This window comes from Synechococcus sp. R55.3 (assembly GCF_047461975.1).
Classification (GTDB): domain Bacteria; phylum Cyanobacteriota; class Cyanobacteriia; order Thermostichales; family Thermostichaceae; genus Thermostichus.
Window position 1 is genome coordinate 1 of record NZ_JANSIG010000127.1, and the last position, 5188, is coordinate 5188.

At 59.5% G+C, this 5188-nt stretch carries 7 protein-coding genes; 5 read left to right on the forward strand and 2 right to left on the reverse strand.

Annotated elements, in window-relative coordinates; all coding sequences use genetic code 11:
* Positions 1 to 277 precede the first annotated feature (277 nt).
* Positions 278 to 724, reverse strand: coding sequence for a TerB family tellurite resistance protein (locus NW849_RS13785; RefSeq protein WP_011432104.1), 447 nt, complete (start codon positions 722 to 724; stop codon positions 278 to 280).
* Positions 725 to 970: 246 nt separating this feature from the next.
* Between NW849_RS13785 and rpsP the strand changes: the two genes are divergently transcribed.
* From rpsP to cysQ, 5 genes are all read left to right on the forward strand, one after another.
* Complete coding sequence (gene rpsP / locus NW849_RS13790; RefSeq protein WP_414358355.1) at positions 971 to 1450, forward strand: 30S ribosomal protein S16; 480 nt, start codon at positions 971 to 973, stop codon at positions 1448 to 1450.
* A gap of 52 nt (positions 1451 to 1502) precedes the next feature.
* Complete coding sequence (locus NW849_RS13795; protein WP_414341712.1) at positions 1503 to 1763, forward strand: KH domain-containing protein; 261 nt, start codon at positions 1503 to 1505, stop codon at positions 1761 to 1763.
* Entirely contained in the window at positions 1760 to 2863 is a 1104-nt protein-coding gene (locus NW849_RS13800; RefSeq protein ID WP_414350343.1) for an ArsA family ATPase, read from the forward strand. The genes NW849_RS13795 and NW849_RS13800 overlap by 4 nt, the downstream gene beginning before the upstream one ends.
* A 61-nt stretch (positions 2864 to 2924) precedes the next feature.
* Positions 2925 to 3686 carry an imidazole glycerol phosphate synthase subunit HisF gene (gene hisF, locus NW849_RS13805; RefSeq protein ID WP_414358357.1) on the forward strand — a complete coding sequence of 254 codons (762 nt, stop codon included), beginning with the start codon at positions 2925 to 2927 and terminating at the stop codon, positions 3684 to 3686.
* Positions 3687 to 3702: 16 nt separating this feature from the next.
* Positions 3703 to 4530, forward strand: a complete 828-nt coding sequence (cysQ, locus tag NW849_RS13810; protein WP_414358359.1) for a 3'(2'),5'-bisphosphate nucleotidase CysQ — start codon at positions 3703 to 3705, stop codon at positions 4528 to 4530.
* A 12-nt stretch (positions 4531 to 4542) separates the two neighbouring features.
* Here cysQ and NW849_RS13815 read toward each other — a convergent pair whose 3' ends face one another.
* Positions 4543 to 5007 carry a pentapeptide repeat-containing protein gene (locus NW849_RS13815; protein ID WP_011432098.1) on the reverse strand — a complete coding sequence of 155 codons (465 nt, stop codon included), beginning with the start codon at positions 5005 to 5007 and terminating at the stop codon, positions 4543 to 4545.
* Positions 5008 to 5188: the final 181 nt, after the last annotated feature.

Genomic DNA, 5188 nt, shown 5'->3' on the forward strand with positions numbered 1-5188 from the left:
AAAAAAACCAACTTCATCCTCTTTCCTCTATAAATTACTCTCTCTATCCTAACATAAGATCAACACGACCTAGGACACTGCACTCACACCTAAAACATTGGATGCACCAGTCTAGAAGGCTTTCTCAGTAGCCCAGGTGTATCACCCTAACCTGAAACGACCATATGATCTGACTCAATCTAGAAACCCCCCCTAGCTTGGTTCAAGGAAACACCAAGCCGGAGTGTTGATGCAGTGGCCAAGGCGGGTTGTCGTTATGCTACCCGCTACCCCAATGTCATTCAGAAGGTTGGGGGGAGGGCTGGGCATAGCGCTCCAGCAGGGATGCGCTTTTCAGTTGCCACTGCAGTCCCATGAAGGCCCAGTCGATAAACTCGTTGATCTCCTCAGCGCTGAACTGCATGGCTTTGCCGATCTGGAAAATAAGCTCCTCTTCCTTTTCCACCAACTGGCTGTTCACCACCGCCATCGCCGCCAGATCCCGCAGGATCAAGGCCCCCGCCGCGTTGCGCATGGGCGGGATCCCACTGATATCCAAAGGCGCACCTGTTTCATCCGCCAGATAGGTCTGGGCCAGTGGCGCTTCGATGCCTACCCCTTCTGCAATTTGCATAAAAAAAGAGGTTTCTTCTTCGTCCAACTGGCCATCCACTCGGGCCACCGCGATCAGGGCCTTGAGGTAGAGCTGGCGCTGCTCGTCTGTCAAATCGGCGTAGTTGATCATGGGGGTCGTCGCTGAGTGTGGGTTTTCTCTTTAACTCTGCCATGAAGATTGCCCTCCAAACCGGGATCCGACATTTTCCAGTCGAGGGGAAGATCGCCTAAAATAAAAAGCCTATGTCTACCGGCCAAGCGGCGAGACTCCGGGTAAGGTTCTGGGGCTTCAGCATGCTTGGCGGGTTTGCGTGAACTCTTTGTTGGATTTGGATCTTTACAGCTTGCGGAGCATCCCTTAAGGAGCGGATATCCCATGGTCAAATTGCGGCTCAAGCGCTACGGAAAAAAGCGGCAACCCAGCTATCGCATCATTGCCATCGAAAGCAAAAGCCGTCGTGAAGCCCGTCCGCTAGAGGAGTTGGGCTACTACAACCCGCGCACCAAGGAGACGGTCTTGGAAACGGCGGGCTTGTTGAAGTGGTTGCGCTGTGGCGCTCAGCCCACAGAGACGGTGGACAGTCTCCTCAAAAAGGCCGGCATCTATGAGATGTTGAAAGCAGGGGAAGGGGGAGTGGTGGCCTCGATTCGCATTCCGGCCATCGCCAAGCCTGAAGCTGGGATCCCTGAGGCGGCAGAAGAGGCCCCTGCAACAGAATCCGTGGCCGAGGCTGAGGTCGCCGATGTTCCCGAGTCTGAATTGAGCGAAGCTGCCACTGAGACAGCAGCGGCAGAATTAAGTCCTCCAGAAGCTGAAGTTGAAAAGCCTCAGGTTGAGGAAGCGGTTGAGGCCTAGGGTCGGCTAAGCTTGGCTTGGCCAGTTGTTCCCTCCTGTCGTCTAGCTCTCTATGCCAGACTACAAGGCTCTCGCCCATCTTTTGATCGAACCGCTGCTCAGCAGCGCCTCTCTTCAAATGGATGTGGAAACCACCTGTGGCGGGCGAAAGGTTTGGCTGCGACTGGCCTTTGACCCGAAGGATCGCGGGCGGGTGTTCGGGCGAGGCGGGCGTACCTTGCAGGCGATTCGACAGGTGATGATGGCTGCAGCTCAGTTGGCGGGCCAATCTCTGTACATCGACATCTACGGAGAAGCGGGAGAGCGGGAATGAGCCAAATTCTCACCTTTCTGGGCAAGGGGGGCACAGGTCGGAGCACCTTGGCCGTGGCGGCGGCTCGCGCGGCAGCCCAACAGGGGCGGCGGGTGCTGTTGGTGGGCCATCAGGCGGGGCCGGGGTTGGAAATGCTCTTGGGCGGGATCCCGCTTTCCGGCGAGCCGGTGACCATTGCTGCCAACTTGAGCGTGGTGCAGTTGCGGACAACCCAACTTTTGGAGCAAAACTGGACGGCAGCCAAAGAGCTGGAAGCCCGATACGTGCGCACTCCCTTTTTCCGGGAGATCTACGGCCAGGAATTGGGGGTGTTGCCGGGTATGGATCAGGCCCTGGCCCTGGAAGCTCTGCGCCGTTACGATGCCAGCGGCCAATACGACTGCATTCTCTACGACGGGCCGGGGGATCTGACCACCTTGCGAGCTTTTGGGATCCCGGAGGTGGCCAGTTGGTACTGGCGGCGGGCTTCCAAGGCTTTTTTGGGATCCGACTTGGCCAAAACCCTGCGACCCTTTGCCGAGCCCTTGTTGCGTTCGGTGAGCACTGTGGAGTTTTCCTCTCTGGAGGATCTGCCGGAGCGGTTGGGGGGCATGACTAACCTCTTGGAGCAGGGACGACAGGCCATTGCCGATCCGCGCCGTGTGCTGGCCCACCTGGTGACCACCCCAGACCCGATGGCCGTGCAAACCGCCCGTTACCTTTGGGGGAGCGCTCAGATGGTAGGGCTGACGGTGGGTGGCCTCTGGGTCACCCCTCTGGCTCCGGGGGAGGTCTCGGCTGCCGATTTTTTCCCGCTGACAGTACGGACACTCCCCCTGCGTCAGGGATCCGATTGGTCGGCTTTGGAAGCGGCAGTAGGAGGGATGTTCGCCGTGCCGGATGTGCCGCCGCCCGTGGCCATCGACGAGGGATCCCGTACAGTCAAGCTGTTTATTCCCGGCTTCAGCAAGGCGCAAATCGAGCTGAGCCAGTCGGGCCCGGAGCTGACCATCACCGCCGGGGATCAGCGGCGCAACTTGTTCTTGCCCCCCAGCTTGGCGGGTCGGCAGGTGACCGGGGCCAAGTTTCAAGAACCCTTCCTGGTCATCAGCTTCGGCTAAAACGATCCCCAGTTGTTCCCCTCTGTTCGCGTTAGCGGTATGGAGTCCTTGGGAGAGAGCGATGTTGGCCAAACGGATCATTCCCTGTCTGGATGTGGCGGCAGGGCGGGTGGTGAAAGGGATCCAGTTTGTGCAATTGCGGGATGCCGGGGATCCGGTGGAGCTGGCCCAGGCTTATGATCAGGCGGGGGCCGATGAGCTGGTCTTTTTGGACATCACCGCCACCCACGAAGAGCGGGAGATTTTGTTGGAAGTGGTGCGGCGCACCGCAGAGCAGGTGTTCATTCCCCTCACGGTGGGAGGAGGGATCCGCGATCTGGAGGGGATCCGGCAACTGCTGCGGGCCGGGGCAGACAAGGTCAGCCTCAATTCGGCGGCGGTCAGGGATCCGGATTTGGTGACTCAAGCCAGCCGCTGGTTTGGATCCCAGTGCATTGTGGTGGCCATCGACGCTCGCGCCAAACCGCAGGGAGGGGGATGGGAAGTGTACGTGCGCGGGGGGAGGCAGCCGACGGGGCTAGACGCGGTGGAGTGGGCCAAAACCGTGGCCGAACGGGGGGCAGGGGAGATCTTGCTCACCAGCATGGACGCCGATGGCACCCAGGCCGGCTATGACCTCGAGCTAACCCGGCGGGTGGTGGATGCGGTGTCGGTGCCGGTGATCGCCTCTGGGGGTGCAGGAGCGTGTGCCCACATCCGCCAGGCTCTGCAGGAAGCGGGAGCAGAAGCAGCGCTGTTGGCTTCTCTGTTGCACTACGGCCAGTTAACGATTGCCCAAATCAAAGCCGACTTGGCCGCCCACGGCATTCCGGTGCGTTGCTAACTCTGCGAGGGATCCTATGCAAGCTCAGGATCTGGCCGCTCTCTTGCCCAAGGTAAGTCGGCTGGCGGAGGCGGCAGGACAGGCTATTTTGCCCATCTACAGACAGGAGCAGCTTCAGGTAAGGGCCAAGGCGGATGCCTCTCCCCTTACAGAGGCGGATCTGGCCTCCCACCACCTGATCCTGCAAGGCTTGCAAGACCTGACCCCAGGGATCCCGGTGCTCTCGGAAGAATCGGGCGGGATCCCTTACCCAGAGCGGCAACAGTGGGAGCGGTTTTGGCTGGTGGATCCCTTGGATGGCACGCGCGAGTTTATCGGGCGCAACGGCCAGTTTACGGTGAATATTGCTCTCATCGAGGAAGGGATCCCCATCTTGGGGGTCGTCCATGCCCCAGCTCTGGGCCTCACCTACGCGGCTGCGCAAAAGCTGGGGGCCTGCAAGAGGGAAAGGACTCCGTCCTGCGTTCACGAACAGCCCATCCGCACCTGCCCTTACGCCCAAGAACCCCTACAAGTGGTGGCCAGCCGTTCCCACAGCAACCCGGAGACGGAGCAGTTCCTCGAGCGGCTGCGGCAGCGCTGTGGCTCTCTGGAAGTGAAGTCTGTGGGCAGTGCCCTAAAGCTTTGCCTTGTGGCCGAAGGATCTGCCCATCTCTACCCTCGCTTCGGCCCCACCATGGAGTGGGATACTGCCGCTGCCCAGTGCATTGTGGAGCAGGCGGGGGGAAGGGTTACCGATCTGGCAGGGGATCCCTTGCGCTACAACAAGCCCGACCTGCACAATCCATCCTTTGTGGCGGCTGCCGAAGGCATGGCCCAACTGTGGCAGAACCTGATCCCCTGAGGGAAGCTCCGGCTACATGCCCATCTCTGTGGGGTTAAAGCCATCCGGGAACTTGGTGTACTCGTCGTAAAGGGCACCGCGGAAATGGGTGTTGGTGATGATGGCTCCGCGCAGATCGGCCCCAATCCGCAGATCGGCTCGGTTCAGCTCGGCTTCGCTGAGGTCGGCCCTGAGCAATTTGGCCCGGTAGAGGTTGGCCCCCCGCAAATCTGCCTTCACCAACTTAGCCCCAATCAGGTTCACCCGTCGCAGCTTGGCTCCGCGCAGGTCGGCTCCCGAGAGATCTGCTCCCGACAAATCCGCCTCGCGCAAATCTGCCCCACTCAAGTCGGCATCCCGTAGGATAATGCCCTTCAAATTCGCGCCACTCAACTGCGCTCCGCTCAGGTTGGAGCCGGAAAAGTCCCGTTGGCCAGACGCATAAGCCTGCAACAGTTGCTTGGCATCCAAGAGAGGCTTAATACTTGCTGTTGTCATCGCTGTTTGTTCTGATACATTTACGCTGAACACTGCTGAACATCACTGTTCAACTATGCAGCGATAGCATTCTGTTTGTTTCCATTCGCGTTAGCGGGACGGAGTCCAAACAGAATGGCGGTATCCCGCAAAGCTTTGAGTAGAATACCCAAAGCGCAGTTTCCGTGTCGTCTTACTACCA